Source organism: Halostagnicola kamekurae (assembly GCF_900116205.1).
GTDB classification, from domain to species: domain Archaea; phylum Halobacteriota; class Halobacteria; order Halobacteriales; family Natrialbaceae; genus Halostagnicola; species Halostagnicola kamekurae.
In genome coordinates, this window is the sequence record NZ_FOZS01000001.1 from 857,863 (window position 1) to 883,806 (window position 25,944).

The following is a 25,944-nucleotide window of genomic DNA, read 5'->3' on the forward strand; positions in this document are numbered from 1 at the left end:
CGGACGATTCCGAACCGCCGAATACCCGATAGGGCAGAGCGAATCATCGCCTTGCCGGAGCGTACCTGTGAAGTCGTGAGCGACTGGATTACCCACATTCGTCCCGATGTAACGGACGACAACGGACGAGAGCCGCTCATCACTACCGAGCAGGGGCGTGTCAGTCAGAGCAACATCCGTGCCCTCGTGTATCACATCACCCGACCTTGCTACTACGGGGAGTCCTGCTGTTGTGACGAGCAGTATCCCTACTCCTACGCCAGCAAGTGCGAGCAGTCACGGAGTCCCCACTGCTTGCGGAAGGGGAGCCTCACCCATCTCTTGAAGAACGACGTGCCGAAGCAGGTCGTCTCTGACAGGGCAGACGTCTCGTCCGACGTGTTGGACAAGCACTACAACAAGATGACCGAGGAGGAGAAGATGGAGCAACGGAGGGAGTACCTCGACTTGATGTAACCGCCCGATTGTCATAGTATTATATGAGAGGGTGAAGGGACTGGTAGACCACCCCTCTTTGGATTACAGACAACAGATATAACACAGTGGTGTTTAAGAGTGTATGAGTGTCCACACTCGTCTAGAAAAGTCACCTAATAACACCTCTGTGTACAGAAAGCCGGAATAGAATTGGTCGCCATCTTTAAGTACGATACTAACCAATAGTAGTGTAAGGAAGTCAGAAACGTATCGCTCGATGAATAGCCACTTCTCCTGCTGAGGGTGCCTGTTCAGCCGGTGGTCTGAGCAGTCGGTCTGGCAGTCGTGGCGAACAGCAACGACTCTGGCAATCAGGAGGACAGGGAAGCGTCCGAGAAGGACGTGGATACAGACACAGCGGAAGCCGTAACCGATGGAGGGCAACCGCTCGCCTTGGAGGAACGACTCGATACTGGCTCGAAGTCGTGGGAGGAGGTGCAGAAAGACAAGCATCAGTACGACCATCAGCCGAGTTTCCCACCGTGTTCGACGGCTCGCACGACCCTCTACGCACGAGAGGCAGACGACGACGAGGAGGAACGGTACGAGGTGTTCTTCCTCCTGCAACACGGACGACAGCACCCTGCGGAGAGACGTGCCAACGGCTACAGCGAGGGATGGGATGGCCAGAAGGTACGACAGGAAGACGTCTGGAAGTTCTGTCGAGCGCACATCGTCCTCTCGCAAGCCGGTGTCGCTGCCCCAGTCGAGGAGTGGGCAGTCCAGAAGGTGATGGAAGAAGACCTGCGAGGATTCAGTCGGTACCACGAGGGAATCGATGGAGCCGCTCTCGGATTCGCCACTCTCTGCAAGTACGACGACGTCGAGATGGCGAAGGACTCCTATTGGTGGATGAGGTCGAGGCGATGCTCGGTGTAGATGGCGAGAAGTTGGTGGAGTACGTCTGGCGGAAGTACGGAGGTGACGTGCGATGAGTCGATTCGAGTTCACCTCCCAGCAGGACAACGAGGATAACACGGATGGTGGTATTCCGAGTCGCCTGAGGGAACACGACCAGTGGCTCGTAACACAGGACAAGAAGCCAGTCGCTCCGTCCGAAGGGTGGCAGGAATCGGTGAATCATCTCTCCTTCACCGAGGTGCAGGACAAGGCCGAGCAACTCGGTGGAGAAGTGGCCTTCTGCTTCACCGAGAGCGGTCCTTTCGTCGGATTCGACCTCGATGTCGTCAAGGCAAACGGCGAGTTCACTGAGGAGGCACGCACCATCGTGCGACGACTCGACTCTTACACCGAGGTATCGAGTTCGGGGACAGGGCTACACGTCATCGCAGAAGGCAACCGCTCGGACGACCACAAGCACCGAGGCGACTTATCGGAGGCAGGGCATCTCGAAGTGTACGACGAGAGCCGGTATTTCGTACTTACCGGAGATGTGTACGATGGCTTCACATCGGTCGAGGGCAGGCCCACAGTCGTCCCAGAGGTGCAGGACGGCTATCTCCCAAAGCGCCAGAAGTTCTCCTTCACGAGCCAGCAGAAGCCTGTGAGCGAACAGGAGTTCGATGGAGGGCAAACGGATGCAACACCCGAACAGGTACGTCGGACGATTCAAGCCTACGTCAAGACCGACAGCAAGGATGTAGACGAAGAGGTACTCCGCCTGTGCGAGGGAGCGACGAGGGGCGAAAGTCTCCATCAGAGGCAGATATGGCCTTCGTGAAGCAACTATACTACTGGTGTCGAGGTGACCAGCAGTTGATGGATGATTGCTTCCGAGCCTCTGACCGGATGCGTCAGAAGTGGGACGAGGTACACTCCTCTGATAGAGTCACGTATGGGGAGATGACCATACGAAGGGTCTGTCGAACCAACAGCGACACCTTCGGAGGGAGGTACGTGGAGAGAAGGTAGGTGTTCGAGAATGTTGGTATCCGTCAATCCCTCTGTGTTATCCCGCTGGTCATCAATCGAATTACACGGGGTGTTTCCCATATACAGTATCTCTCGGTGAATCCCTCCACTACATCATATGACAATCGGAGGGTTACTCTTGAACTGCGGTGAGACTGTAAATATCGTTCTCCAAACACACATCTTCACGCCCTCTGTCTGCTATCTCCTTGGATTTCACTGAATACGACAAGTCGTTTAGCAATTCTTCGACTTTCGAACTAGGGGAATCTCTTATCCCGTGACTTTCGACCAAGATTACCCTCGGTTGAATTGTCAGATTCTCCAATATCTCAATTTCGGCTCCCTCACAATCTAATTCCAGAACGTCACACTCAGGAAGTTGCTCTGGAGAAACACGAGATGCATTTTTTGCTTCCCCACGAAGACTAATTTCCGGCCCGACAATACCGTGTACAACATCAACTCTATCGGAGAGATTATGTTTCCTGATGGTTTCTTGAACGTGGTTAATTTGTCTCTCTGACCCCTCATATACCGTCACCCTCCCAGAATTTCCTACCTTCTGTGCGGCTTTAACTGCTGTAACACCCCATCCACCTCCTACAATAACTACATTATCCCCCTCTTCCGTGAACTCCTCAATTCCCGAAACCAGTCCAGATTCGTAATCGGGTCTATTTTGATTGCATCTCCACGGAGCAATCGAGTCAAAGTATTTTCCCGTGTTCACGTCGACAGAATTATATTGAACATAAGGTTTTGGCAACAACAACGGGCCAACATAATTGTCGATGAGATATGGAACTCCTCTTTTGAGTAGTTCGAAGGGGCCTTCTCTTCTAAGAATACGGATTGCTTTGATGAGAGTGTTCATTCTGTTTAATATCCCGCACCCCACTATGTCAATGCTGGGTAGTGGTTCAGGTGGTTTCCGAAATTATGCCTCATTGGTGAGGGCTCTCATAGACCACCGAGCGCATATGTCTGGTTGCAGAGCAGGGATATTTTTGGAGTCGGAGTGTAATCCTTTTATCATATCGAGTTCAACGCGCTATATAAAAATACGCCGCTCAAGGCTTGTGCACCCGACTGACAGCAGTACGCGCTATCGGGCCGAAAGTTTCTAGGTTCCCCGATACGTTCGGCTATACGCGAACGCACGACGGCGGTCACCCGAGTCAGTTGACCTGTTCAACCCAAACACGTCGAGATGGAATCGCACGATAGCGCGGCTCCGCTCGGCTCTGAATCGACCCGGAAGAAAGTCCGCCCTCCCCGATTTGAACGGGGGGCAAGTCGATCTACAGTCGACTGCTCTACCAGTCTGAGCTAAGGGCGGGCACTCGAACATAGCAGACGAGACGGACATAAGGGTTATCATTCGATGGCTGTGTGACAGCCGTCCGACAAAGGCAAATATTCATAAGGACGGGGCTGAAATACGAATCCAATCGAGACACTCATGAGCAAGATCACGTTCCGTGCCGACGACGAGCTCATCGACGAACTCGAGACGTTCGACGCGTCGAAAAGCGAGGTGATGCGAGACGCGCTTCGAACGTATCTCGAGGGCGGTTCGTCGGCTCAGTCCCAGGAGACGATCACCCAGGCTGAGCCAGCACGGGACGGGTCGGGCCACGAGAGCATTGACGAGTTCGTTCGCGAGCGGGTCGACGAACTCCTCGAGGACCGACTCGCAGAGCGGAGACAGCGAGAGCCTCAGGACGTAAACGTCACGGTGGCCCTCGAGAAGGCTCAGCAGACGCGTAAGACACAGGAGGCGAACGACGCCGTTGGAAATTCTGTCACACAACCACACCAATCTCGAAGTCCGGGTCGGACCGAACCGAACTCGACCGGACAACAGTGTGGCCAGTGCGGCGAATCCATCTCGGGAGACCACGTCTACTGCCCGAACTGCGGCGAGAAAGCGTCTCACCGGCTGTTCTGTGAGTGTGGCGACGAACTGCGATCGGACTGGGGATTCTGTCCCGGCTGCGGGCGTCGGACGGCCGCGGCGGACGTTCTCGATTCGAACGGCCAGCACTCGAGAAATTCGTAATACGGGAAAATTTCTGTCCGACAAAACCTTTATTACCTATCGGTAGCATTGCTATATGTGCGTAAGACGACCGTCTTACACGAGAGTCAAAATGCGTGAAAAACCCGTTTCACGCCACTCTCCCGTGTAAGACAAAGCGTCTAACAGGGGCGCGCCGTCTTACCCAGAGGGAATACAACAATGGAGCGTGTGACACTGCGAATCCCGGAACAGCAGATCGACGAGGTCGAACAGCTGGTCGACTCGGGCGAGTTTCCGAACCGGAGCGAGGCGATCCGGTCGGCCGTTCGAGAGATGATCAACGAACAACAGAACGGTCGTCGCGACCAGACGAGTAAACGCGGCTGGGCGAAGGTGTAACGATGCAGGATATCGTACAAGACGCCCTCGATAACGCCGAAGCGGAAGCTCGTCAGATGGACGAATCGATGGACGACGACGAGTTCGGCGATCCGCGGATCGTGATCGTCGGCTGTGGCGGTGCTGGAAACAATACGATCAATCGGCTGTATAACATCGGCGTCGACGGTGCGGACACCGTCGCGATCAACACCGACAAGCAGCATCTGAAGATGATCGAAGCCGACACGAAGATCCTCGTCGGCAAATCCCTTACCAACGGCCTCGGCGCCGGCGGTGACCCGTCGATGGGCGAACGAGCGACCGAAATGGCCCAGAGCACGATCAAAGAGGTTCTCGGTGACGCAGACCTCGTCTTCGTGACCGCCGGCATGGGCGGTGGCACCGGCACGGGTGCCGCCCCCGTCGTCTCGAAGATCGCGAAAGATCAGGGCGCTATCGTCGTTGGCATGGTTTCGACGCCGTTCAACGTCGAGCGCGCTCGGACGGTCAAAGCCGAGGAAGGCCTCGAGAAACTTCGAGAACAGGCCGACTCGATCATCGTCCTCGACAACAACCGGCTCCTCGATTACGTCCCGAACCTCCCGATTGGCAAGGCCTTCTCGGTGATGGACCAGATTATCGCCGAAACGGTCAAAGGGATTTCGGAGACGATCACCCAGCCGAGCCTGATCAATTTGGACTACGCGGACATGTCCACGATCATGAATCAGGGCGGCGTCGCGGTGATGCTCGTCGGCGAGACCCAGGACAAGAACAAGACACAGGAAGTCGTCAGCGACGCGATGAACCACCCGCTGCTCGACGTCGACTATCGGGGTGCCTCCGGCGGCCTCGTTCACATCACCGGTGGACCGGACCTCACGCTGAAAGAGGCCGAAGGCATCGCGGACAACATCACCGAGCGACTCGAGGCGAGCGCGAACGTCATCTGGGGCGCTCGTATCCAGGAGAACTACAAGGGTAAGGTTCGCGTCATGGCCATCATGACCGGCGTCCAGAGCGCGCAGGTCCTCGGGCCGACGACCCAAAAACAGGCCGATAAGTCACGCCAGAGTATCGAAGGGCTCAACGACGCCGATTTCGATGCGAGTAACAACGTCGAAGCGTCTCACCCCGGCACCCAGAGTGACGGCGGCAGAGACAAACTCGAGCAGAAAAACGGCGTCGACGTTATTCGGTAATCTTCCCTGGCGGATCCCGTGTTTCGAACGGACAGTCGATCCGTTCTTGTCGTGGCGCTCTCGACCTCGAGAACGGATTCGCGGTTACTTCGTTTTTCAACTACGCAGCAAGAGTCTGGAAACTCGACCTCGAGGGGACGGTACTAAACGTCCGTCCGTTCCCGATCGAACTCAGGCGAGCGCGTCTAACAGCGAGCACTTCCGACACCGCTCTCGAGTCGTCGTCGATCCGCACTCGACGCACTCGCGGAGGTCGGCTCCCGCCTCGTCGTCGCCGTGGTATCGCTCCGCGACGAGACCGGCGAGTTCCTCGTACCCCGAGAGGATCGAGTGGCGAGTCCCCGGGTGATTCTCCTCGAGATCGTACAGGAGTCGCTGTATCTCCCCGCGATAGGCCTCGCTCGAGTGAGGACACTCGGTGATGTGTGCGGGGAGGTCTCGGACGTGCGCGTAGAGGGCCACCTCCTTCTCGGGCACGTCACGGAGGGGCTTTGCTCGCGGGACGAACTCGGATTGGTCCTCGCGATCGGAAATAGGACCGAGACTGGCGTCGAAGTGCTTCGCGATCTGTGCGACGTCGCCCTCGAGGAAGTTCATCAGCGCCGTCTGGGCCTCGTCGTCGAGGTTGTGGCCGGTCAGCATGAGATCCGCACCGAGTTCGTCGGCGTATTTCTCGAGGAGGTCCCGTCGGAAGACGCCGCAGTAGGCACAGGCGGCCATGTCCTCGGGATCGTCCTCGACGACGTCGTCCATCTCGACGCCGAACTCCTCGGCGTAGCTGACGACTTCGTGGCGGATCTCGAGGTCGTCGGCCAACTCGACGCAGGCGTCGACGGACTTGTCGCGATAGCCCTCGATCCCTTCGTGAATCGTCAGCCCGACCAGCTCGATGCGGGGGTCCTCCGCGAATGTTTCGTGGAGGATCTGCGTGAGGACGACGCTGTCTTTCCCGCCGGAGAGGCCGATAACCCACGTTTGCGGGTCCTCGGGCATCGCGTCGGGAGAAACGAGGTCGTCCCGGCGGACCCGTCGCCGGACGCGTTTCTCGACCGATTCGCGAAAGTGTGACTCACAGAGGTGTGCGCCCGAGTACGCGGCGTGCATGATCGACGGCTCCTCGCACCGGTTACACTCCATTACGAGCGCCTAGTCGATGCGGGTGTATGTCGGTTTCGTCTCCGCTAGCGCTCGCACGGCCCGCGTCGAGGAGACCACACGTCATCGACTCAGCACCGTGCTCTCGAGCGAACCGATCGAAACGTCTATTACCCGACAGTTCGACGTCGGGACGATGCGTATCTACGATCGATCGCCCTCGAGTGGCTACCGGCTTATCGATACCTTCGAGAGGGGATTCGGGTGGATGGCTCATCCCGAGGAGGCCGGACTGCGCGCGAGTCACGCAGTAGTCGGCGACGACGGCGGCGTCTGGCTGTTCGATCCGCTCGATGCGCCCGGGATCGACGAGGAGATCGACGGGCTCGGCGACGTCTCCGGGGTCGCCGTCTGTTCGCGATACCACGCTCGCGACGCGGCCGCGTTTGCGCGTCGGTACGACGTTCCCGTTTACGTTCCCTCGTGGTTGGGTCGGGTTTCCGACCAGATTCAGGCACCGCTCGAGTATTACGACGATGTACTGGCTGGCTCGGGATTCACCGCCAGGCGGGTCGATTCGATGCCGGGCTGGTGCGAAGCGGCTCCGTACCGGGAGTCAGACGACACGCTGTACGTCCCCGACATGCTCGGAACGGCACCGTTGTATACGACCAATTCGGAGCGACTCGGCGTCTACCTCCTGTGTCGGCTGCTGCCGCCGTTCGAGGCGTTTACGGATTTGAACCCGGAACGGATCCTCGTCGGTCACGGAACCGGACTCTTCGACGAGCCGGCAGCGGCGCTTCGGAGTGCGCTGGCGAACGCGCGACGCGGTTTTCCGCGCGCACTGCTCGAGAACGGACCGACGCAGATTCGGGCGCTGACCGACGCGCTCTGAGCGTAAGGGACATCGAATGCAGGAAAAGGGCGGAGCCAGCGTTCGATCGAGCGTCAGACTGGAACCGTCGGCCGATCTTCGATCGATTTGGCGCCGTCTTGCAGCGCCGTGATGAGAGTATCGACGTAGCGTTCGCGAACGCGGGAGGAAAACAGCTCGTGACCGCCGCTGTAGAGCACGACGTGTTCGGCGGGAACGCGCTCGCCGATCGGTCGGAGGCTGATGACGGGGTCTCGAAGCGAGCAGAAGACGACGGCGTCGTGGTCGATCGTGAGCAGTTCCTGCTGAGCGTGGCGCGTCTCCCGGACGAACGCCGGGGAGACCCACTCGGGGGTCGTCGCGATCTGATGATCCGTTGCGAGACTACCCAGGTCTTCCGTGCCCATCCCGCCGAAGGGGACGAACGGAAAGTCCGTCGGGATCCGTTCGACGAGCTCGAGGACGAACTCCGGGTGGTCCTCGCTGTAGGCCCACCAGGGGCTCAGGTAGACGTGGTTTTCCGCCCCGTCGAGGGCCTGGCCGACGAGCGCGCCGGCGCTGTGGGCGAGCAGCTGGTAGCCGTCGAGGTCGACGACGTACTCGACGATCGGCTCGAGCCAGTCGGCTTTGAAGTCGTCGATGTTCGTCGGGAGTTCGAACGCGTGGATCCGAAACCCGGCATCTGCGAGCCGGCCGATGAGCCAGCTCACGTTTTCGTGGGTCCAGCGATTTCCCCAGCCCATGATAAAGACCAGATCGTCGTCGCTGCCCTCGTTGAAGATGCGGTGTCTCATACCCGCCCGTTCATCGGCGGGGACCAAAAATCTGCGCTCTTGACACGAGTCTTCGAAAAGAACCTCTTCCGGTCGTTTCAGGCCGTTGTGCCGTTTCTCTGGGCTGAGTCACACCGGAAGGACATCGAGTGCCATCGCGCCGATGAAACAGGCGACGAGCACGATTGCGAGTCCGATCCAAAGCAACACCCCGCCCTCGAGAGCGAATTGCGCACCGATCACGAACAATCCGGACGCTAACGAGAGCATTATGATCGTCACGAGGACGTGTTTCAACGCGTCTTCGATGGCAGTCCGGAGGATTTCGTACTGGCGATGGTCCTCGAGACTGAACTCGAGTTCACCGTCGTCTGGAGGGGCTGACTCGTCCATCGGTTAAATATCACGTCGATTGATATAAAGCGTTGTGACTCGTCACTCGAGCGAACAGTCGGAAGACGCGGTGGCCAGTGTCGTCTCCGTAGCGTGGCTAGTCCACGCATCGCGTCGTGTCCCCATATTGTGGTTAGTCCCCGTATCGCGGCTGGTCCTCGTGTCACGGCTTTCGTCTACCTGCCGTGAGAAACGGATTTGGGGCTCGAGACGCTACGACGCGTAATGAGCGGATTCTCTCGTGACGAGGCCGTCGACCGGCTCGAGGCGATCGTCGAGACCGTCGAGAATGACCTCACGCCGGTTCCCGTCCGCGAAGTGTGGGCGTTCGGGGATATCGCGCTGGGACTCGACCCGGTCGAACGGCTGGACGTCTACCTGACGAAAGACGTGCTCGTCCGCGACGATCAAGCGGGTGGCCCAGCGGCGGACGCCGAGTACGACGTCGAGGGCGTCGGTAAGTCGGTCCGTGCCGAGTGGGCCGAGCGCTATCCCGAACACCTTCGAGCGAACCGAAACGGCCACGCCGCACCCGAGAAGTGTCTGGCCGCCCAGTTGCTTCCCGACGACGAACCGGTCCACCTCGAGGTCTGTAATACGTCCTTCGAGGACAACGTCACACAACGACTGCGCGGCGCGAAACTCCGGGAGGACTACACCCAGTTGCTCGATCCGCGCGGGGTCTGTCTCTGGGTCGACGGCACCACGAGCGAAGAGGCGTTTCGGAAACTCCGTGAGGGCGACCTCGCGCTGCCGACGCTGTCTGCGGCCCTCGAGATGCTCGGAATGGACGAGCCGGAGGCGGACGAGGCTGCCCAGGCCGTCCACGAGTGGCGGTCGACCCAGGAGGGCGTGACGATCCGCGGCGACGTGGTCTGAGCGACTTCCCGCGGGCTCACCGCTCGCACTCTGAAACCGGACTCGTCGGATTCGGAACTGAACCCTCCGACTCCGGTACTGCACCCCTCGTGTCCGGTACCGAACCCGTCGTGACGAAAAACGGAACCGATTCCTCGCGGCGGTACTCTCGAGACGCCATCTGGTCGATCACGTCTCGGCCCATCTCCCGCCAGGAACCGCGCAGGTCGTCGTACTCCGACTCGGTCAGCGCGCCCGCGAGCATCGTCTCGCGGTCGTCCGCTAGCCCGGATCCGGTCGCTTTCCGCCGGGCGTCGAGCACCGCTCCCTCGCTATAGGGCGGTTCGACGCGTCGGACGTGATCGTACCGGCGCGTCTCGTGGACGTCGAGGCCGGCAGATTCGAAGGCCTCGCGCGCTCCCCCGCCCAGCGTCACGTCGGTCCGAACGCCCTCGAGGTAAGCCCGACGCGCCCGCCGCTCGAGTCGTTCCTCGCGGTCGACGCTCGAGTCGACGTCGACGGCACCGTTGTCGGGTTCGATCGCCGCGACCAGATCGCTCGAGACGCGGGCGAACTCCGCGAGCGCCGCCGCCGGGTCCGGGAGGTTGATCAACAGGGCCTGACAGACGACCAGATCGAACGCGTCGTCTGCGAACGGGAGCTCGAGCGCGTTTCCGGCGACCGTCGAGACGCCGTCTCGAGTTCGCGCGCTCTCGAGGAGCGTCGCGTCAACGTCACAGCCGACGACCTCGCCCGGCGAATCGGCGGCGAGGACGGCGCTCAACTCGCCGGTTCCACAGCCCACGTCGAGAATCCGGCTCCGTGACTCGAGCGAAAGCGGCTCGAGCGCCGCTCGAGAATCCGCCCACATGCCCTCGCGGGTTCGACGAAGGTATTCCGCCGTAAACTCGCGCACGGGTCAACACTGCGGCGTCTCGAGTAAAAGCGGGTCGGTTTCTCCCGCGACGGCTCGCTCCTCTCGTCGCCGATCGACCGGCCGAGCCTGCGGATTCGCGGCCAACCTATTTCCGATCGATCGGTGATGAGTCCGTATGGGAGATACGACAACCTATACGGACGACCTCGCGCGAGAAGAAGCGTCGGACCTAATTCAGGAACTGGCTCGAGAGCTCCGCGAGGGCGACACCGCGGAGGTCCGCATCGGGAACAAGATGGTCGAGTTGTCGCCCGCCTCGGAGGTCGAGTACTCGATCGAAGCCAACGAGCGGTCACCGATGCTCGGGGGTGCTCACGAATCGATCACCGTCGAGGTCTCCTGGTCGGTGCCGGATAAAAGCTGACATCGGGCGCGACACGTTCGCCGCGGCGGACGTCAGTTCGCTGTGGCGGTCTCGAGTCTGCGGTCGTTCCGCGCGAGTTTACCGTCGGTTCGTACGGGTTCGTCGTCAGTCCCGCGCCGCCGCGAATCGCGGTTAGTCCTCGCGGAGTTCTCTGACTTTCTCGATGTTCCACGCGAAGCCGCGGCCGTCTTCGGTCGGGGTCTCGAGCGCGAACGGCAGGTCCCGGAGATCCGGGTGGTTCACGATGGCGCGCATGCCGTCCTCGCCGATGTACCCCTCGCCGATGAGCGCGTGTTCGTCCTTGTGGGTCCCCACGTCGTGTTTCGAGTCGTTCAAGTGAATGTACTCGAGGTACTCGAGTCCGACCTCGTCGTCGAAGCGGCCGATCGTCTCGTCGACGGCCGCGGGCGTTGTGAGGTCGTTGCCCGCGACCAGCGTGTGAGCGGTGTCGATGCAGATGCCGATGTCGGTCTCGGTGCGGTCGATGATCCCCGCGAGGTGGGCGAACTCGCCGCCGAGTTTCGTCCCGCTGCCCGCGTCGGACTCGATGAGGATCGTCACGTCGTCGGGAACCTCGAGGTCGTCGATGACGCCCGCGGCGTTGTCGAGGCCTCCTTCGACGCCCGCGCCGGTGTGGGCACCCAGGTGGACGTTTACGTAGGGAATGCCGAGGCGTTCGGCCGCGTCGAGTTCGGCCTGCATGCTCTCTTTTGACTTTCGGCGCAGGTCCTCTTTGGGCGTACAGAGATTGACCAGATACGCGGAGTGGATCACCCATGGTCCCTCGAGTTTGTCGTCGGTCTCTTCTTTGAACCCCTCGGCGGCTTCCTCGCTGATCTCTGGCTGCGCCCAGACCTGTGGCGAGGTCGTAAACACCTGTCCGCAGTTCCCGCCGAAAGCGAGCTGGCGGTGTACCGCGTTTCGGATGTCGTCGTAGGGCGGTGTCTCGTCGTCGGAGGAAACGCGCGATCCGGAAATCGAAACGTGTGCGCCGACCTTCATAGGCCCTCGTCAGTACTGGTTCGTGATAGGTATACCGAAGCGATCTCGTCCCTGACGCTAACCAGCCTATCGCCGACAGCCTGACGCCAACCAGCCTGCCTCCAACCGACGCGCTGCGGATCGATCAGTGTTCGCTCGCCTCGAGTACCTCCCGGTCGCGAACCCACGCGTCGCTGCCGAACTTCCGCTCGGCGAGTTCCTCGGCGGCCGCGAGTTCGTCGTCTCGCCACGACCCCGCCTCGGCGTCACACCACGCGCCGAGCGTGTCGGCGAGCGCGTCGACCGCCTCACCGCGCTCGAGACCCGTCTGTTCGCGGATGCTCGTTACGCGATCCGTAAACGTCGCCTCCTCGAGGTCGGTATCGAAGACGCCGACGTGGCGCGCGGGCTCGAGTCCGTAGCTTATCGAGCCGTGCTGGATGACGACGTCGCGCTGTCGGTACTGGGCGTTGCCGCTGATCTTCGCCCCGTCGACGACGATGTCGTGGGCCGGGTTGATGTCTCGAAGGTAACAGGACGGCCGGTAGATCGACTCCCGTTCGGACTCGGCGAAGGCGGCGTCGACGCCCATCTCGGCGAACGCCTCGAGAATCGGCTCGCAAAACAGGGCGTAACACTCCATGAGGTCGCCGGGCACCTCCGCGGCGGGCGCGACGATCGTATAGGAGATGTCGGCGGTCGCGTCGTGGTAGATGCCCCCGCCGCCGGTCTGTCGGCGCGTGACGCCGACGCCGTTTTCTACACACCAGTCCCAGTCGACCGTCTCGGCGTCCTGTCGGTACCCCAGCGAGAGTGTTCCGGGCTCCCAGGAGTAGACTCGAACCGTCCGCAGGTCGTCCTCGAGGGCGGTTCGGGCGGCGACTTCTTCGAGAGCCATCTGCATCGCGCCCTCGCGAGCGTCGTCCGTAATCAGTCGCCAGTCCCGGTTTTCGAGATCCGTCGCGGTCATACCTCTCGAGAGGAGTGGAATCGTGTTAGAGATTGTGGAGGCGATCGCTCGCGAGGAATTCAGGACGACACGCGGGCGGAATCCGTGGCCGTCGCAGATCGCTAGCTCGACGGAACGCTGACCAGCCCGGACGGGCGTTCGTCGGTCGACCTCCGCACGACGAGTTCCCACGTCGAGGACGACCCGTCGATCGGTTCGGCCCGGGAAATCGAGATCGGCGACTCGGGAGCGTGGCGAAACAGTTCGATCGCCAGCGGGAGCGTGACGACGCCCGTCTCCGCGCGCCCGAGCGGGTACGCCGACAGCGTCACCGTCCACGAGCGCGTCTGAACCTGCTTTTCGAGGGCGTTTCGCTCGAGCGTGTAACTATCGAAGAGCGCGACCGACTGCAGCCGAGACAGCGCGAACTCGAGGGGGTCGTCGTCCGCGGGCGGTGAGGACAGTCGCTCGGCCGCTGCCGCGAGAATCGCGGCCTGGGCCTCCGGATCGAGTCGCCGCTCGAGTTCGATCGCCATGCTCTCGAGGAGTCGAAGGCAGAGTTCGTCCGGCGTTTCGATCGTCTCTGCGATCTCGAGATAGGTGTCCATGATCGCCCGTTCGACCGACTGGTGGGACGATTCGGCGACGGTTTCGAACACCGCCCCCGCGATGGCGTGACAGAAATCGACGAGCGACTCCTCGGACGCCGACCGATCGTCCGGCGGGGAAAGCGGTGTCTCGCGACTCGCAGTCGCGCCTCGAGCGTGATTTGTACTGACTGTCTCGGACTCGTTCGGTGAGGAGTGGCCGTCTTCTTCACAGACGATTACGTCGTAACGCGGCAGTTGCGGATCGTACCGCCGCAGTGCTGCACGATACTGTTCGGTCGCCCGCGCGGCCGCTCTGGCCGTCGGTCTGTTCTCGAAGCGAAGTCCGATCGCGGGTGAGGGACGTTCGCCGGTTCGTCCGCAGACCAGGTAGTACTGGCCCGTCTCCTCGGCGAGCGCCTCGAGGTGCTGGCGGATGTCTCCGAGTGTCGTTCCGATCATTGGTCTCGCCGTCGCTTCATACTTTAGGCTAGCCTAAAACATTATAACTGCTTTGATTGTTCGACGGATCGACCGGCGGGCGCGGCGACGATTCCGAACTTTGGTCTGACGATGCTGTCCCCATCGGTCTGATAACGCTGTGTCCCGATGCGGTCTGACGATGCGTGCGTGACACTCGACGGAGAACCAGCGGTCCTGACCACCAGTCGTCGAATCGATCCCGTTCGGTTCCGCTCGATTGCGAAAGTCGCCGTGGAACCGCTCCTACTCGTCGGTCGAAATCTCGGATTCTCGGTTCGCGGTGATTTCCCGCGCCGCCTCGAGGATTCGCTCGTCGTCGACGTGTTCGAGCAGTCGTTCCTGCCCGCGGATACGTCGGCGCTCTCGGTCCGAACGGTCGATGTACTGCTCGAGTCGGCGGTTGATTTCCCGTTCGCGAATCTCGAGGCGGGTCACCTCCTCGAAATCGTGATCCTCGGGAATGCGCTCGTCGAAAAACCGCTCCCACCGATTTCGGTCCCGCCACTCGCCCTCGAGTTCCGCTTCCCGTCGCACCCAGTCGTAGTAGTTCGCGACTGAATCGGGATACCCCTGCGCCCGACGAGCGTCTTCGACGACGCCGATCCCGACCCGCGCCCCGCGACCGGCGGCGACGATGGCCTGCGTATCGCTCTCGGCGGACGGCGACGCGACGTAGAGCCCCTCGATCGGTGTCGTCCCGTCGGTTTCGGCGTACTCCCTGTCGAACTGCTCGCGTTCCTCGCCGTCGTGTTCGTACGATTCGAACATCGCGTCCTCTTCGTCGAGTCCGCGCAGATACTCGCCGCCGTAGCGCGTTGCCGCGATGAGGCGGCGGGTAGTGATTCGCTTACCCTGCTCGGTCTCGACGACGAACCCCGATCGCTCGCTGGAACCTTCCCCGCCGGTACGCGTGACCGTCTCCACGAGATCGGGGACGCGTTCGCATCCGGCTGTCTCGGCGTGATCGTGCATCAGCCCGTACAGTGTTTCGACGTCTATCCCGGCGGGGAACCCGAGGTAGTTCTCGAGGTGTGCGCACCGCCGAATCGAGGAGCGGCCGCGGTCGAATATGGCCGTCTCGAGTCCATACCTGGCGACGAAAACGCCCGCGGAACAGCCGGCCGGGCCACCGCCGACGATGACGACGTCGTAGTCGAAGGACGCTGGCGAATCTGGCTCGGAGGTCATTCGGCTCTGTCGCCGTTGACGATGTCGCTCACCCGTTCGCGGTCGAACAACTCCTCGTCGACGTCGTAGACCTGCTGTGCCGCGCGCTCGGTGAGCACGAGGTTCGTTATCGGGCCCTGATACAGCGGGCCGCCGCGGTAGACATCACCGTTTTCGACGGCGGTGAGCTCTTTGGCGACGGTGTGATCTCGCATATAGGCAAGGACCGTCTCTTCGAACTCCGCTGCGGTTTTATCTTCCAGGCCGCGAAGCAGGATAATCTCGGGATCGATCTCGTGGAGGGTTTCGTAGTCGATCTCGCCGCGATCGCTGTGGAAGTCCTTCACGCCGGTTTCGGCCAGCGCGTCGGTGACTTGCAGGTCGTTCCACTGCTTGAAACTCGTTCCCTCGTCGATGAGATACGGTGAGAACGACTCCGGTTCCTCGCCGTAGGCCCAGAAGATCGCCACGTTCGGTCGCTCGCCTTCGGGCGGAACGATCTCGGCTAACTTCGACTGGAACTCCTCGTGGAGCCGTTCGAAAGCGTCGTAGCGCGCCGTCTCCTGAAAGACTTCGGCGAGTTTCCCGAACGCCTCGTACAGCGAGAGGTACTCGTAGTCGTGCCAGTCGTAGCCGCGCGAGAAGATCGAATTTCCGAAAAACGGACCGAGTCGCCGTTCGATTTCGTCGATATCGCTCTGTTCGACTCCATCGAAGCGATTCTTCAAAAAGTTCGGATCCATGACGTGGACGTCGGCGTTCATCTCGTAGAAGACCTCCGGGTCGATGGATCCGTCGTTCGAGAGTGTGATCATGTCGCTCGTGTCCACGTCGACGCCCGGGATTTCGTCGTAGTACTGGGTGTGGTATCGATTGACGAGCCAGGCGCTCGTCGGTAGATCCTGCCCGAGCGCGATGCCCATGTCCGCCCAGCTCCCGTTGTTCGCGGCCCACGTCTCGGGAACCGAGTCGAACGACACATCTCCGACCGGTTCCATCGTTACGGTGTAGGACTCCCCGTCCGCTGGCTCGTCTCCCGAACTGGAATCGTCGATACAGCCGGCTAACAGTCCGGCGCTCGCGGCTGCGCCGCCATACGCAACACATTCGCGCCGGCTCAGTGCCCCATCCGCTTCGGTGAATCGCTCCATATGTTTAGGCCCGCCTAAAATACTAAAGAGGTTTCGATCCCGAACTCGCGACCGAGATATTTCGCAAGCGACGCTGTTCGGTCGGACTCGCTTCGACGACCGTTTCGAGCAGATTTTCGATTTGATATCGCACTATGTGATTTACTGTCCCGACGTATTCCGCCGTCGCGCCACGTCACGACGTTTTTACGTACCCGGCGGATACACCGCCTATGGTGCGGAACGTCGCAGGTCTCTTGCCGGAACTCGAGACGGAGGACTTCTATCTCCTCTCCGGAGTCGAACAGGGGATGCGCTTCTCCGAGTGGGTCCAGCGAGAGAAATTGACGAATTTCTCCGGACTGACGCCCGAAGAGGTCGACTACCGCCTCGAGCGCTGTCTCAAACGCGGGCTGGTCGAAAAGAAGACGATCCAGTACGAGGGGTACACGCTCCAGTTCGAGGGCTACGATACGCTGGCCCTGCGCGCGCTCGTCGAAAGCGAGACGATCTCCGAATTCGGATCGCCGCTCGGCGTCGGCAAGGAAAGCGACGTCTACGAGGTCAAATCCTACAAACCGCTCGCGCTGAAGTACCACCGCGAAGGCTACACGAACTTCCGCGAGGTACACAAAGAGCGCGATTACACCGCCGACAACGACCACGTCTCCTGGATGTACACCGCGCGGAAAGCCGCCGAGCGAGAGCACGAGATCCTCGAGTCGCTCTATCCGGACGTGTCGGTCCCGCGGCCGATCGACCAGAACCGCCACGCCATCGTGATGGAGAAGATGGACGGCGTCGAGCTCTCCCAGACGAAACTCGAGGACCAGCAGGTGCGGGGCGTTCTCGATCTCCTGGTGACGGAACTCGCCCGCGCGTACGAACACGGGTACGTCCACGCCGATATGAGCGAGTACAACGTCTTCGTCAGCGAGTCCGGCGTGAAAATCTTCGATTGGCCCCAGGCCGTCCCGACCGATCACGAAAACGCCTCGACGTTCCTCCGGCGGGACCTCCAGAATCTGGTGGGGTACTTCCGACGAAAGTACCCGAACCACGTTTCGTCGGACCTCGAGAGCGATCGAGTGGCCGACGCGATCGCGGACGGTTCGTTCGAGTCGATCGCCGAATTCGAATAATACGCTCCGATTTTCGAGTCGATACTACCCACCGGCAACGCTAGAAAACGGTGTCGCTCGGTTAGGCCGCGCTCGAGTCGATGTCGTTGATCTGGACGAAGCCGTACTCGCAGTCCGGGCAGTGCCACTTGACTTTCTTTCCGAGGTGCAACGTCGTACTGGCGGCCCGGTAGAACGTTTTGACCCCGCATTCGGGACACTCGTGTTCGAGTTCCTGAGACATGGGTATTCGTAGCGACCGGACCGAGTTTAACGTACTGATTCTGAACACGTGTTTCCGGCTTCGTACTAGTAGTATATTCTATAACGATATATGGAATCCGAGGTCGTCTCGATCGTCCTGTCATCTCCCCTCGAGACTGAAATCGCGGTGAAGTGCGGTCGACGGCGGATTCTCGAGCGTTTCGCTGGCGATGACTGAAAGGAAGCCTTAAGTCGAACGCACGGATACACACGGCTGCGGGTTGGTGATCTAGTCCGGTTATGATACCTCCTTCACACGGAGGAAGTCGGCAGTTCAAATCTGCCCCAACCCACTCGTCGCCTTACTCCTCGTGAACCCATAGACAGCGTAGGGACGTTTATAGGTAACACCAGTATTGATGAACTGGATTCCGTCAAGTCCCTTGTCGGGGGCCGTCGCCGTTGTGCGGTTATACAATAGAAGTCAAGAATGTTAGTTCTATCGACTATAAAATCCTGGAAATCTTCAACGGTCCATCTGATCGATCACATCTATCCACAGGAAATAACACAGTAGATTAAGTACTATCCCATATTGAACATCCGCTTCGCCTTGACCATGTAGCTGTGTATTCCTCCAACGATATAGAAGGCCGTATGCGTGTTCTTTATCCCCATCAACAAATTTAGCCACCTCTTCCCGGAATCTGTTGAGGTTTGACTCATGATGGTCGTCTACGATGGATTCTTCAAAATATACCAATAAGTCCGTGAGACTGCTACATGTTGTATCAGATTTATAATATTCACCATTCTTATGACTCCAAATTTCACCCTCTTTTTTAACAGTACCATCTCTTTCAATTACATCGCCAGATCTTGATTTGACATAGCCTTCCAAGACAGGATAAGCTACGTATGAGGCGACATAAGCAGTGTTATTTAACACCTCTGAACTATGTGACCGATCAACAGAGTGTTTTGTGCTAAGGGCGAGGTTAAATAACATTCTTGATTCAAACCACATGTCGCGAGTTATCATTGGCAATCTATTTTGAACTGAATCAAGAATCTCGTAGGTTAGGTTCCAATATCGCCTGTGGTCTGAAGTTATCTGAACCCGGAGTATGTTGGTTAATTGTACCGGCAGTTTCTGCAACACATCAAACGGCAATTCTTCTATAGCTGGAAGAGAAGGATTCTCGGAAAACAAGTACTCTCTCTCCAACTCCCCAACGTTAGCATCATAGACATGACCACTTCCTGTTAGAATTGAGTCATTGAGAGGGAGTCCAGTTGGTCCAGAAGTAGAAAACATTCTTCGTTCAGGATACTGATCAACATAATCAGAATAATTCTCTTGGACCTGGCCCAAAATTCCACCCATTTATCATTAGTTTGGGGTAAACCTTCTTTAGTGTTATCCACCAAAGGAGTCCCTCAATTCCTTACGAACTGACCAAGGCATCTTTGTTAAGCAGGAAGGCCGACGCCCCGATCCGGGTTCCGGTAATTCGGCTCTGGTGAATCGCCATAGGGCGTTGGGTTGGACCTACATAGTGGCACTGCGAATGAGTCCAATCGTTTCGCCAGCGGAGATTCGGCGGAAACCGAAGCCGAAATTGTCCAAGAGTAGCGCATCGAGCCACCTGATATGGAGTTGAAAGTCGCCAGCGTCTAGGGATTCACCAGAGCCGGTAATTCAAAACGGCATTGAGATATAGAGACTATAGTCAGTAGCTAAGATTCTGGTCGGTGTTTGAAACGGACAAGTCCATATCGCCGTTTTCCCGCTGTTGAACTGGCTTGTAATCTTCAAGATCAAGCCCTCTAAGTGCCCCTCGACGACATCCACTGTGCCAAAACACGACGAACATAGCGTGTTTGGCAGTAGCATATTCGAACTTATCGAAGTACTGTAGCAATTTCTTCACCTCATCAAAGTCCATCATATCGTCGTGAGAGAGATCGCCCTTGGCGAAGTCGGGAGTTTCCAGCTTAGTGTGAAGCTCTTGGTTCCCGTCGGTCGCGTCTATCCTCTTGCAGAACTTGAAAAACGTTCTAAGGGTGCTGAAATGGTTGCGAATAGTTGAACCTGCTATTTTCTGTCGAAGGTGGAATTTGTACTCAAGGAAGTGTGACCCATCAATGTCCTGCACTGATTCTATCCCTTGCTCCTCACACCAGTCACAAAACTGGTTGAGGTGATCCCTGTCTTTGTAGATCGTTGATTTGGCCTTCTCGCCGGTCCGGTCTTTGATGTATAGTTCTATCAACTCATTCGGACTGTGATCGTCATCTGTTATTCGTTCTCCGCACACGGCGACACAAACGGAGCGAAGCGGAGTGCGTAGGCAGTTCAAATCTGCCCCAACCCACTACTTCTGTCGCGAGCAAATTCGCGAGCGACAGGATCGTTACGTTGGGCAGATTTGAACGAGGCAAGTCACGCGCAGCGAAGCGAGCATGTCTTGACGTGGTTCAAATCTCCCTCAATCCATACTTTCTGTCAACCCACTACTTTCTGTCTCGAGGATCCACCGTCGGCGGGAGTAAAATAGTGTATCGTTCCACGTGATGTAAGCGGCATGATTAATACGATCCCACAGTGACTGCGATATATGGACGCGATCCGGATACGAAAATTCGGCGGGGTCGCATCGATCGTCGTCGGCGTACTCGTGGCGGGCTCATCCATCGGCGTCAATGACCCGCTCGCTGGGTCGGTGGGCCTTCTTTGTGCGCTCATTGGAGTTGCGTCTCTGTACGACCTCCACGCCGCGGCGTAAGCAACGGTTTCGAGAGTCGACCGGTCCAACCCAGCGCCGTCCCGATCCGTTCTCATCTCGAAAACGTTGAATCGGGCACTCGGACTGGGAGAGGGATCCCCGTTACCTCGAGAACAGCCCTTTCAACCGTCCGAACACGCCGCCCGAGTCGGACTCCGAATCTTCGCTCTCATCCGCTTCGGTAGAGTCGTCATCGTCGGAATCCGCGTCGCCGGACCCGACAGAACCCGACAGCGGGCCGTCGGTCGAGGATCGACCGCGCTTTTGCCCCGACGAACCGGCGCTCCCGCTCGAGGACTCGAGGTCGTCCATCGAGAGGTCGATCTCGCCGATGTCGGTCGTCTCCTCGCGGTCGTCGCCCGATTCGGCGGCTCTGACGTCCGCACCGGTGACCGCGCCGCGTTCGATACGCGCGGCGAGGTCCGCATCGTCGTCCTCTCGAGTGGCGCTCCCCTCACTTTCGGCCGTCTCCGCCGGTGCGGGGTCGTCGGCCGCTCCGACCGAGTCCGCGTCTCCGGTGACGGCGTTGGGATCGGCCGGCTGACCGGTTTCGATGGTCGTCGTGGTCGGACTCGAGTCGCCGATCGACTCGGCGTCGAACGCGTCGTCGTCTGACTCGCGGGAGCGGTCGCTCGAGTCGCCGTTTTCGTCCGATTCGGTCGTCTGCGCTCGGTTCGGCGTTTCTCGACTCGTCGCTTCTCGATTAGTCTTCTCGCTGTCCGTCTCCTCCCGGTCGGCCTTCTCTCGATTCGTCTCCCGTCGAGTCTCCGCCGCTCGCTCCGTTTCGTCGTCGGATGGATCCGCTTCCGAAGACGAGTCGATCGACTCGAGGATGTCGTCGACGCTCGTCTCGGAAACGACTCGAGTCGGGCCGCCGCCGGGCGTCGATCGGTCCCCAGAATCCGAATCGTCGGTCATGGTTTGGTTTCCCGTCGCCGACAGCATAATCTTTCTCCACGACGCTGGGCGATCGGTCCGAAATACCGGCCGACCGGTTCGAAAAACGATCGCGTTCGCGAGCGCTCACTCGGCGAGTTCAGGACGGGAGCCAACGACGTTGACGACGGCGCCGAACAGAATGAGGATTCCGGCGAAGTACAGCCAGGTGACGAACAGCAAGATCGCACCGACGGCGCCGTAGGCCTCGTACTGACCGGCGTTGGCCGCGTAGATCTGGAAGCCCGCTTGGAGGACCGTCCAGCCGATCGCGGCGAAGACGGCCCCCGGAATCGCCTCTCGAGGCTCGAGTGAGATCGGCGGCAGGACGTAGTACATCGGGTAGAAGACGGCGAAGAGTCCGACCACGAGAAGCGGCCAGCTCAGGAGGCCGGCGAGCGGAACCGTCTCCGAGAGCACGCCGATGATCGCGGCCGTCACGACCATCAGACCGAGCCCGCCGGCTCCCGCCAGGATGACGACCAGTCCGTCCGTGATCTGCTCGAGAAGCGAGTTCTCGGCGTCGGTGCCGTAGATCCGGTCGAACGCGAGACTGAGTCCCCGAAACACCTTCAGGCCACCCCAGGCGGCGACCAAGAGCGCGACGATGGTCGCTTCCGCGCGGCCCGACTCGGTCGTCAACGCGTCAGTGACGAGGGTTTCACCGGCTTCGGGGAGGAAATCGCCGGCGACCCTGATCAGCTGTTCAGCGACGTCCTCGCCGCCGAGCAGCGAGCCGACGACGATCGCCAGCAGTATCAGCGGGATCACCGACACGAACGCGTAGTAGGCGAACCCCGCGGCGAGATACGTCAGGTCGCGGTCGCTGGCCGTGGCGTAGATCTCGAGGATCGTTTCTTTCGGATTCATAGCGAGTGTGTTCCGTCGTTCGGCTCGGAGCGAGTCGTGTTCGAAATCGGCTCGGGGCGGGTCGTCTCCACGGTCGTCACCACTCCGTACAGAAATTCTGCGTCGCGTATACTTCTCCCTCCTCGGAGAGATAGACGCCGACGCCGGCGCGATCCCACGAGTGGCTCTGGCCGTTCTCGAGGATCGCGTCGCGGTGGTCCGGCGAGTTCATCCACTGAACGACCAGCGCCTCGGCGATCCCTTCTGCGGTCTGGTACTCCTCGGTCGTTTGCTCGTCGGGTACTTCGACGGGACGCTCGAGCCAGTTCATCGCCAGGTTCTCCCCGTAGCTTCGGCAGTAATCAGCGACGTCGTTGTACCGGTCGTAGGGATCTTCGCCGTCGGGGTTCGTGTGGGAGAAGTAGTCTCGGTCGTGCATGTCCTCGCTGTGGGCTCGAGCGACGGAGGCGATCGTACCGTCCCACTCGAGGGGCTCGAGGCCGTGTTCGGCGCGCCGATCGTTGACCTTCGCGTGGACGAAGTCTTCGACGGATTCGGACGTCACCGTCTCGACTTCGGTTTCGTAGCTCGTGGCGTTCGGATCGTCGGGATCGGTGACGTCCGGATCGCGCTCGCCGGCCGGCGGCGGATCCCCGCTCGGTGCGGGAAGGTCGTCGAACTCGCCGAAATCGTCGATGAGCGACGGACCAGCCGCTATCGCACCGATGGCGAGCCCGGACAGTACCGCGAGCGCGAGGAGGAATCGAACCGCGGACGCCAACCGAGACCCGCCGCTAGAGGACGATTCCGGTTCGTCGATGGATTCTGCATCGGGGGAATCGGTCGGTGGGCCAGGGCCCATTCGTTTCTATCGAGACGCCCGAGTACCAAGACGTTCATGGTTACTCGCAGAACATGATGGCTGGCACACATCGAATTTGCCACATTACAGCGCCTGATCGGCCGACACTGCGTCGTGCTCAGTCACCTCGCGATGCCGACCCGTCACTGCCGCCGAAGATGGTCTCGTGAAAGCCGATCACCAGCCCGGGAACGACGGCCATGAAGAGGTGCTCCTCGAGCGGGATGCCGGCGATATCGATTCCGGTGCGGAGTTCGATGTCGAAGACGCCGACCGCGAGCGTGTACCGGTCCCAGACGTAGGCCACCGGGTACAGGGCGAGAATCGTCACGGCGGCCTTTCGGAGCGCACCCGCTCGACGGAGAAGGAAGAGTGCGAGCGCTCCCCAGAACAGTTCCGTCACGAGGTAGGTGTACCGACCGAAGATTCCGATATCGGGTACCATGGGCCTCCTACATCTCCAGTGCAAAAAAAGCGCGTCCCCCGGAACCGTTCGTGACGGGCGGTATCTTAAATACCCCGGCGCGAGTACTTCCATCCGTAACGATGGATATCGCTGATATCGCCACCAAAGACTTCATCGAAGTAGACGTCGGAACGCGCATGGGGAAAGTCCGTTCGACCTTCGAGAACGGCAACCCCAAAGGAATCATCGTCACCGACGACGGGGAGTACGAAGGCGTCATCAGCGAGCGGGAGGTCCTTCAATCCCACGTCGAGGACGACGCGAAAGTCTCCGCGCTTTTGAAGCCGAGTCGAAACTCGCCGGCCCCAAAACTCGACCGCTACGAGGACGTTCGCGAGACCGCACGACAGCTCATCGAGAGCAACTCGAAAGTCGCCCCGGTGTTCGAAAACGACGACCTCTGGGGGGTCATCAGCGGCGACGCGATCCTCGAGGCCGTCCTCGAGAACCTCGATACGCTCACCGTCGGCGACATCTACTCCGACGATCCGATCACGGTCGACGAGAACGACGGGATCGGTAAGGCGATCAACTACCTCCGGGAAAACGGCATCTCCCGGCTGCCAGTCGTAAACGAGAACGGCTACCTGACCGGCGTCGTCACCACCCACGACATCGCGGACTTCGTCATCCGCGAGAACGAGCGGACGACGACCGGCGACCGCGTCGGGGACAACGATCGAATGCTCGACGTGCCGGTCTACGACATCATGAACAGTCCCGTCGAGACGACGACCCTCGACACGACGGCGAGGGAAGCGGTCGAGGAGATGCTCGACGACGACTACGCTGGGCTGATGGTCACGCCCGACGACGACGACCGCGTCGTCGACGGCATCGTGACGAAGACCGACGTCCTGCGCGCCCTTACCTACACGGAAGAAGAGCACATGGACGTCCAGATCACGAACGTGTCCTTGCTCGACACCATCACTCGAGAGTCAATCACGGAGAGCATCCAGGCGGTCGCGGACAAGTACCAAGAGATGCAGGTGATGCACGCCCACGTCCGCCTCCACCAGCACAACGAAAAGCTCCGGGGCACGCCGCTAGTGCAGGTGCAGATCCGCCTCCGGACGAACAAGGGACAGGTCGCGGGCACCGGCGAGGGCTACGGGGCCGAGAACGGCTTCCGCGTCGCGCTCGACAAACTCGAGCGCAACGTCCTCGAGATGAAAGGCATCGCGAGCGACGAGGAGTACCGCGGCCAGTTGTTGCGAAAACTCAACGAAATCTGAGCCGGCGGTGCGAGTCGATCGGTCTTTTTCTTGGTGCATCGATGCAAAGCGACGGTGGCGTATCAGCGCCGGTTCGACGCTGCCCGATCGGAATTTCGGCCTATCGTGCTTCCGCTCGATCGCCACCCCGACTCGTCGTGCTCTCCTCGAACAAAACCCCGCCCGTGTTCCTGCCTTCGATTAAAAGCCCGACCCGTCACTGCTCCCCTCGAGTCCGGCATCGGTGATCTGGAACTGGACCGATTCGCCGGCGGCCTTCGAGCGGTGTTTTTCCAAGGTCGCTCGCCGCTTGCCGCCGCGGAATCGCTCGACGCGGACGACGACGCCGGTCCAGTGCTCTAAGGTGTTCCCGCCCAAGGCCCGCGTTCGATCCGAGTCCGGATCGGCGAACACCTGATTGGTCAGGACGACCGCGAGGTCGTACTTGCGCGCGAGCGAGAGGAGGTGAGTCACCTGACGGGTCACGCTTCGGAGCGCTTCCCCGCCGTCGCTGTCGCCGGTCCGCTCGAGGCGGTAGAAGCCGGTCGCGCTGTCGAGGACGATCAGGTCCGCGCGCTCGGCGAACTCTTCGGCGTCCCTGACGGCCTCTTCCTGTTCCTCGAAGTCGAGCGCGTCCTCGATGACGATTCGGGAGGCGACGTCCTCGACCCGCTGGTCCGATGCCCCGGAGTCGACTCGAGCGGACAGCAGTTGCTGAAACCGATCGACGGAGACGCCTTCCGTGTCGATGTAGACCGCTGTCCCACCGCTCGCGCCCGTCTCGACGGCGCTCGAGAGGGCCAGGTTGGTCTTGCCCGCGGCCGGCGGGCCGTACAGTTGGGTCACGGTACCGCGCTCGAACCCGCCGCCGAGCAGGTCGTCGACCGGGGGACAGCCGGTCAGAATCGCCTCGTCGTTCACGGTCGAACGTGGGCCGCTGCCAGCAAA

31 protein-coding genes and 2 tRNA genes are annotated in these 25,944 nt (G+C 60.1%); 14 read left to right on the plus strand and 19 right to left on the minus strand.

Translation table 11 applies throughout. The features are described 5' to 3' along the window. The first annotated feature begins 75 nt into the window (after positions 1 to 75). The 4 genes from BM348_RS04275 to BM348_RS22350 all read left to right on the plus strand — a co-directional run bounded on the left by BM348_RS04275 (position 76) and on the right by BM348_RS22350 (position 2,349). Positions 76 to 456, plus strand: a complete 381-nt coding sequence (locus tag BM348_RS04275) for a hypothetical protein (RefSeq protein ID WP_092902325.1) — start codon at positions 76 to 78, stop codon at positions 454 to 456. Positions 457 to 819: 363 nt separating this feature from the next. Continuing rightward, entirely contained in the window at positions 820 to 1,356 is a 537-nt protein-coding gene (locus BM348_RS04280) for a hypothetical protein (protein WP_139231138.1), read from the plus strand. Positions 1,357 to 1,408: 52 nt separating this feature from the next. Then, on the plus strand, positions 1,409 to 2,158 hold the full coding sequence (locus BM348_RS04285) for a hypothetical protein (protein WP_092902329.1): 750 nt from the start codon (positions 1,409 to 1,411) through the stop codon (positions 2,156 to 2,158). Beyond that, positions 2,146 to 2,349, plus strand: a complete 204-nt coding sequence (locus tag BM348_RS22350) for a phage NrS-1 polymerase family protein (RefSeq protein WP_092902331.1) — start codon at positions 2,146 to 2,148, stop codon at positions 2,347 to 2,349. Before BM348_RS04285 ends, BM348_RS22350 begins: the two co-directional genes overlap by 13 nt. A 133-nt stretch (positions 2,350 to 2,482) precedes the next feature. On the opposite strand, the gene BM348_RS20545 is transcribed toward BM348_RS22350, so the two are convergent. Both BM348_RS20545 and BM348_RS04300 read right to left on the minus strand, forming a co-directional pair. After that, complete coding sequence (locus BM348_RS20545) at positions 2,483 to 3,226, minus strand: FkbM family methyltransferase (protein ID WP_139231139.1); 744 nt, start codon at positions 3,224 to 3,226, stop codon at positions 2,483 to 2,485. 391 nt (positions 3,227 to 3,617) lie between these two features. Continuing rightward, positions 3,618 to 3,691: transfer RNA gene (locus tag BM348_RS04300), tRNA-Tyr, on the minus strand. A gap of 123 nt (positions 3,692 to 3,814) precedes the next feature. Between BM348_RS04300 and BM348_RS04305 the strand changes: the two genes are divergently transcribed. The 3 genes from BM348_RS04305 to ftsZ all read left to right on the plus strand — a co-directional run bounded on the left by BM348_RS04305 (position 3,815) and on the right by ftsZ (position 5,958). Further along, the gene (locus BM348_RS04305; RefSeq protein ID WP_092902335.1) at positions 3,815 to 4,414 is read left to right on the plus strand and encodes a double zinc ribbon domain-containing protein; all 600 of its coding nucleotides are present in this window, start codon (positions 3,815 to 3,817) and stop codon (positions 4,412 to 4,414) included. 180 nt (positions 4,415 to 4,594) lie between these two features. After that, on the plus strand, positions 4,595 to 4,774 hold the full coding sequence (locus BM348_RS04310; RefSeq protein ID WP_092902337.1) for a ribbon-helix-helix domain-containing protein: 180 nt from the start codon (positions 4,595 to 4,597) through the stop codon (positions 4,772 to 4,774). Between the two features lie 2 nt (positions 4,775 to 4,776). Continuing rightward, a complete protein-coding gene (gene ftsZ / locus BM348_RS04315) occupies positions 4,777 to 5,958 on the plus strand; it encodes a cell division protein FtsZ (protein ID WP_092902339.1) in 1,182 nt (393 codons plus the stop codon). Between the two features lie 171 nt (positions 5,959 to 6,129). Here the strand turns inward: ftsZ and ncsA are convergent, their stop codons facing one another. Then, positions 6,130 to 7,095, minus strand: a complete 966-nt coding sequence (gene ncsA, locus BM348_RS04320) for a tRNA 2-thiolation protein NcsA (RefSeq protein ID WP_092902341.1) — start codon at positions 7,093 to 7,095, stop codon at positions 6,130 to 6,132. A 154-nt stretch (positions 7,096 to 7,249) separates the two neighbouring features. On the opposite strand from ncsA, the gene BM348_RS04325 reads away from it, so the two are divergent. Continuing rightward, positions 7,250 to 7,951 carry a hypothetical protein gene (locus BM348_RS04325; RefSeq protein ID WP_092903607.1) on the plus strand — a complete coding sequence of 234 codons (702 nt, stop codon included), beginning with the start codon at positions 7,250 to 7,252 and terminating at the stop codon, positions 7,949 to 7,951. A gap of 53 nt (positions 7,952 to 8,004) precedes the next feature. On the opposite strand, the gene BM348_RS04330 is transcribed toward BM348_RS04325, so the two are convergent. Both BM348_RS04330 and BM348_RS04335 read right to left on the minus strand, forming a co-directional pair. Next, complete coding sequence (locus tag BM348_RS04330; RefSeq protein ID WP_092902343.1) at positions 8,005 to 8,724, minus strand: alpha/beta fold hydrolase; 720 nt, start codon at positions 8,722 to 8,724, stop codon at positions 8,005 to 8,007. Between the two features lie 108 nt (positions 8,725 to 8,832). Further along, positions 8,833 to 9,096 carry a hypothetical protein gene (locus BM348_RS04335; protein ID WP_092902345.1) on the minus strand — a complete coding sequence of 88 codons (264 nt, stop codon included), beginning with the start codon at positions 9,094 to 9,096 and terminating at the stop codon, positions 8,833 to 8,835. Between the two features lie 225 nt (positions 9,097 to 9,321). On the opposite strand from BM348_RS04335, the gene BM348_RS04340 reads away from it, so the two are divergent. Beyond that, positions 9,322 to 9,975, plus strand: coding sequence for a DUF7095 family protein (locus tag BM348_RS04340; protein WP_092902347.1), 654 nt, complete (start codon positions 9,322 to 9,324; stop codon positions 9,973 to 9,975). Positions 9,976 to 9,991: 16 nt separating this feature from the next. Here the strand turns inward: BM348_RS04340 and BM348_RS04345 are convergent, their stop codons facing one another. Continuing rightward, complete coding sequence (locus tag BM348_RS04345) at positions 9,992 to 10,870, minus strand: class I SAM-dependent methyltransferase (RefSeq protein WP_092902349.1); 879 nt, start codon at positions 10,868 to 10,870, stop codon at positions 9,992 to 9,994. Positions 10,871 to 11,006: 136 nt separating this feature from the next. Between BM348_RS04345 and BM348_RS04350 the strand changes: the two genes are divergently transcribed. Then, positions 11,007 to 11,255 (plus strand): amphi-Trp domain-containing protein, encoded by a 249-nt coding sequence (locus tag BM348_RS04350; protein WP_050049675.1) that lies wholly within the window; start codon positions 11,007 to 11,009, stop codon positions 11,253 to 11,255. 132 nt (positions 11,256 to 11,387) lie between these two features. Here the strand turns inward: BM348_RS04350 and BM348_RS04355 are convergent, their stop codons facing one another. The 5 genes from BM348_RS04355 to BM348_RS04375 all read right to left on the minus strand — a co-directional run bounded on the left by BM348_RS04355 (position 11,388) and on the right by BM348_RS04375 (position 16,573). Continuing rightward, positions 11,388 to 12,257 (minus strand): deoxyribonuclease IV, encoded by an 870-nt coding sequence (locus BM348_RS04355; RefSeq protein ID WP_092902351.1) that lies wholly within the window; start codon positions 12,255 to 12,257, stop codon positions 11,388 to 11,390. Between the two features lie 124 nt (positions 12,258 to 12,381). Further along, a complete protein-coding gene (locus BM348_RS04360) occupies positions 12,382 to 13,206 on the minus strand; it encodes a lipoate--protein ligase family protein (protein WP_092902353.1) in 825 nt (274 codons plus the stop codon). 101 nt (positions 13,207 to 13,307) lie between these two features. Continuing rightward, on the minus strand, positions 13,308 to 14,234 hold the full coding sequence (locus BM348_RS04365; protein ID WP_092902355.1) for a DUF7551 domain-containing protein: 927 nt from the start codon (positions 14,232 to 14,234) through the stop codon (positions 13,308 to 13,310). A 264-nt stretch (positions 14,235 to 14,498) separates the two neighbouring features. Beyond that, positions 14,499 to 15,443 (minus strand): NAD(P)/FAD-dependent oxidoreductase, encoded by a 945-nt coding sequence (locus tag BM348_RS04370; protein WP_092902357.1) that lies wholly within the window; start codon positions 15,441 to 15,443, stop codon positions 14,499 to 14,501. Next, the gene (locus BM348_RS04375; RefSeq protein WP_092902359.1) at positions 15,440 to 16,573 is read right to left on the minus strand and encodes an ABC transporter substrate-binding protein; all 1,134 of its coding nucleotides are present in this window, start codon (positions 16,571 to 16,573) and stop codon (positions 15,440 to 15,442) included. The genes BM348_RS04370 and BM348_RS04375 overlap by 4 nt, the downstream gene beginning before the upstream one ends. Positions 16,574 to 16,785: 212 nt before the next feature. Between BM348_RS04375 and BM348_RS04380 the strand changes: the two genes are divergently transcribed. Further along, a complete protein-coding gene (locus tag BM348_RS04380) occupies positions 16,786 to 17,694 on the plus strand; it encodes a serine/threonine-protein kinase RIO2 (protein WP_092902361.1) in 909 nt (302 codons plus the stop codon). 61 nt (positions 17,695 to 17,755) lie between these two features. Here the strand turns inward: BM348_RS04380 and BM348_RS21115 are convergent, their stop codons facing one another. After that, on the minus strand, positions 17,756 to 17,917 hold the full coding sequence (locus tag BM348_RS21115) for a DUF7838 family putative zinc beta-ribbon protein (protein WP_175507099.1): 162 nt from the start codon (positions 17,915 to 17,917) through the stop codon (positions 17,756 to 17,758). A 238-nt stretch (positions 17,918 to 18,155) separates the two neighbouring features. Here BM348_RS21115 and BM348_RS04385 point away from each other — a divergent pair. Continuing rightward, positions 18,156 to 18,230, plus strand: a tRNA-Val gene (locus tag BM348_RS04385). Between the two features lie 173 nt (positions 18,231 to 18,403). On the opposite strand, the gene BM348_RS20550 is transcribed toward BM348_RS04385, so the two are convergent. Together BM348_RS20550 and BM348_RS04390 are read right to left on the minus strand one after the other, a co-directional pair. Continuing rightward, the gene (locus BM348_RS20550; RefSeq protein WP_139231140.1) at positions 18,404 to 19,264 is read right to left on the minus strand and encodes a hypothetical protein; all 861 of its coding nucleotides are present in this window, start codon (positions 19,262 to 19,264) and stop codon (positions 18,404 to 18,406) included. 346 nt (positions 19,265 to 19,610) lie between these two features. Continuing rightward, positions 19,611 to 20,153 (minus strand): tyrosine-type recombinase/integrase, encoded by a 543-nt coding sequence (locus BM348_RS04390; RefSeq protein WP_175507100.1) that lies wholly within the window; start codon positions 20,151 to 20,153, stop codon positions 19,611 to 19,613. A gap of 345 nt (positions 20,154 to 20,498) precedes the next feature. On the opposite strand from BM348_RS04390, the gene BM348_RS21120 reads away from it, so the two are divergent. Then, positions 20,499 to 20,666, plus strand: coding sequence for a hypothetical protein (locus BM348_RS21120; RefSeq protein ID WP_175507101.1), 168 nt, complete (start codon positions 20,499 to 20,501; stop codon positions 20,664 to 20,666). Between the two features lie 102 nt (positions 20,667 to 20,768). Here BM348_RS21120 and BM348_RS04395 read toward each other — a convergent pair whose 3' ends face one another. The 4 genes from BM348_RS04395 to BM348_RS04410 all read right to left on the minus strand — a co-directional run bounded on the left by BM348_RS04395 (position 20,769) and on the right by BM348_RS04410 (position 23,758). Next, positions 20,769 to 21,584, minus strand: a complete 816-nt coding sequence (locus BM348_RS04395) for a hypothetical protein (protein ID WP_139231141.1) — start codon at positions 21,582 to 21,584, stop codon at positions 20,769 to 20,771. A gap of 105 nt (positions 21,585 to 21,689) precedes the next feature. After that, positions 21,690 to 22,472 carry a YihY/virulence factor BrkB family protein gene (locus BM348_RS04400; protein ID WP_092902367.1) on the minus strand — a complete coding sequence of 261 codons (783 nt, stop codon included), beginning with the start codon at positions 22,470 to 22,472 and terminating at the stop codon, positions 21,690 to 21,692. 76 nt (positions 22,473 to 22,548) lie between these two features. Continuing rightward, positions 22,549 to 23,313: a CAP domain-containing protein gene (locus BM348_RS04405; protein ID WP_092902369.1), complete on the minus strand. Its 765-nt coding sequence runs from the start codon at positions 23,311 to 23,313 to the stop codon at positions 22,549 to 22,551. A gap of 118 nt (positions 23,314 to 23,431) precedes the next feature. Next, a complete protein-coding gene (locus BM348_RS04410) occupies positions 23,432 to 23,758 on the minus strand; it encodes a lycopene cyclase domain-containing protein (protein WP_092902371.1) in 327 nt (108 codons plus the stop codon). A gap of 101 nt (positions 23,759 to 23,859) precedes the next feature. Here BM348_RS04410 and BM348_RS04415 point away from each other — a divergent pair, with 101 nt between their 5' ends. Then, positions 23,860 to 25,017 carry a CBS domain-containing protein gene (locus BM348_RS04415; RefSeq protein WP_092902373.1) on the plus strand — a complete coding sequence of 386 codons (1,158 nt, stop codon included), beginning with the start codon at positions 23,860 to 23,862 and terminating at the stop codon, positions 25,015 to 25,017. 180 nt (positions 25,018 to 25,197) lie between these two features. Here the strand turns inward: BM348_RS04415 and radB are convergent, their stop codons facing one another. After that, positions 25,198 to 25,917 (minus strand): DNA repair and recombination protein RadB, encoded by a 720-nt coding sequence (radB, locus tag BM348_RS04420; RefSeq protein WP_092902375.1) that lies wholly within the window; start codon positions 25,915 to 25,917, stop codon positions 25,198 to 25,200. Between the last annotated feature and the right edge of the window lie 27 nt (positions 25,918 to 25,944).

What these genes read in the sequence shown, in the direction of transcription:
- BM348_RS04285 (WP_092902329.1), top strand. Translation starts at nt 1,409, where the DNA reads ATGAGTCGATTCGAGTTCACCTCCCAGCAGGACAACGAGGATAACACG.
- BM348_RS22350 (WP_092902331.1), top strand. Translation starts at nt 2,146, where the DNA reads ATGGCCTTCGTGAAGCAACTATACTACTGGTGTCGAGGTGACCAGCAG.
- BM348_RS20545 (WP_139231139.1), bottom strand. Translation starts at nt 3,226, where the DNA reads ATGAACACTCTCATCAAAGCAATCCGTATTCTTAGAAGAGAAGGCCCC.
- BM348_RS04305 (WP_092902335.1), top strand. Translation starts at nt 3,815, where the DNA reads ATGAGCAAGATCACGTTCCGTGCCGACGACGAGCTCATCGACGAACTC.
- BM348_RS04310 (WP_092902337.1), top strand. Translation starts at nt 4,595, where the DNA reads ATGGAGCGTGTGACACTGCGAATCCCGGAACAGCAGATCGACGAGGTC.
- ftsZ (WP_092902339.1), top strand. Translation starts at nt 4,777, where the DNA reads ATGCAGGATATCGTACAAGACGCCCTCGATAACGCCGAAGCGGAAGCT.
- ncsA (WP_092902341.1), bottom strand. Translation starts at nt 7,095, where the DNA reads ATGGAGTGTAACCGGTGCGAGGAGCCGTCGATCATGCACGCCGCGTAC.
- BM348_RS04325 (WP_092903607.1), top strand. Translation starts at nt 7,250, where the DNA reads ATGCGTATCTACGATCGATCGCCCTCGAGTGGCTACCGGCTTATCGAT.
- BM348_RS04330 (WP_092902343.1), bottom strand. Translation starts at nt 8,724, where the DNA reads ATGAGACACCGCATCTTCAACGAGGGCAGCGACGACGATCTGGTCTTT.
- BM348_RS04335 (WP_092902345.1), bottom strand. Translation starts at nt 9,096, where the DNA reads ATGGACGAGTCAGCCCCTCCAGACGACGGTGAACTCGAGTTCAGTCTC.
- BM348_RS04340 (WP_092902347.1), top strand. Translation starts at nt 9,322, where the DNA reads ATGAGCGGATTCTCTCGTGACGAGGCCGTCGACCGGCTCGAGGCGATC.
- BM348_RS04350 (WP_050049675.1), top strand. Translation starts at nt 11,007, where the DNA reads ATGGGAGATACGACAACCTATACGGACGACCTCGCGCGAGAAGAAGCG.
- BM348_RS04355 (WP_092902351.1), bottom strand. Translation starts at nt 12,257, where the DNA reads ATGAAGGTCGGCGCACACGTTTCGATTTCCGGATCGCGCGTTTCCTCC.
- BM348_RS04360 (WP_092902353.1), bottom strand. Translation starts at nt 13,206, where the DNA reads ATGACCGCGACGGATCTCGAAAACCGGGACTGGCGACTGATTACGGAC.
- BM348_RS04365 (WP_092902355.1), bottom strand. Translation starts at nt 14,234, where the DNA reads ATGATCGGAACGACACTCGGAGACATCCGCCAGCACCTCGAGGCGCTC.
- BM348_RS04370 (WP_092902357.1), bottom strand. Translation starts at nt 15,443, where the DNA reads ATGACCTCCGAGCCAGATTCGCCAGCGTCCTTCGACTACGACGTCGTC.
- BM348_RS04375 (WP_092902359.1), bottom strand. Translation starts at nt 16,573, where the DNA reads ATGGAGCGATTCACCGAAGCGGATGGGGCACTGAGCCGGCGCGAATGT.
- BM348_RS04380 (WP_092902361.1), top strand. Translation starts at nt 16,786, where the DNA reads ATGGTGCGGAACGTCGCAGGTCTCTTGCCGGAACTCGAGACGGAGGAC.
- BM348_RS21115 (WP_175507099.1), bottom strand. Translation starts at nt 17,917, where the DNA reads ATGTCTCAGGAACTCGAACACGAGTGTCCCGAATGCGGGGTCAAAACG.
- BM348_RS20550 (WP_139231140.1), bottom strand. Translation starts at nt 19,264, where the DNA reads ATGGGTGGAATTTTGGGCCAGGTCCAAGAGAATTATTCTGATTATGTT.
- BM348_RS21120 (WP_175507101.1), top strand. Translation starts at nt 20,499, where the DNA reads ATGGACGCGATCCGGATACGAAAATTCGGCGGGGTCGCATCGATCGTC.
- BM348_RS04395 (WP_139231141.1), bottom strand. Translation starts at nt 21,584, where the DNA reads ATGACCGACGATTCGGATTCTGGGGACCGATCGACGCCCGGCGGCGGC.
- BM348_RS04400 (WP_092902367.1), bottom strand. Translation starts at nt 22,472, where the DNA reads ATGAATCCGAAAGAAACGATCCTCGAGATCTACGCCACGGCCAGCGAC.
- BM348_RS04405 (WP_092902369.1), bottom strand. Translation starts at nt 23,313, where the DNA reads ATGGGCCCTGGCCCACCGACCGATTCCCCCGATGCAGAATCCATCGAC.
- BM348_RS04410 (WP_092902371.1), bottom strand. Translation starts at nt 23,758, where the DNA reads ATGGTACCCGATATCGGAATCTTCGGTCGGTACACCTACCTCGTGACG.
- BM348_RS04415 (WP_092902373.1), top strand. Translation starts at nt 23,860, where the DNA reads ATGGATATCGCTGATATCGCCACCAAAGACTTCATCGAAGTAGACGTC.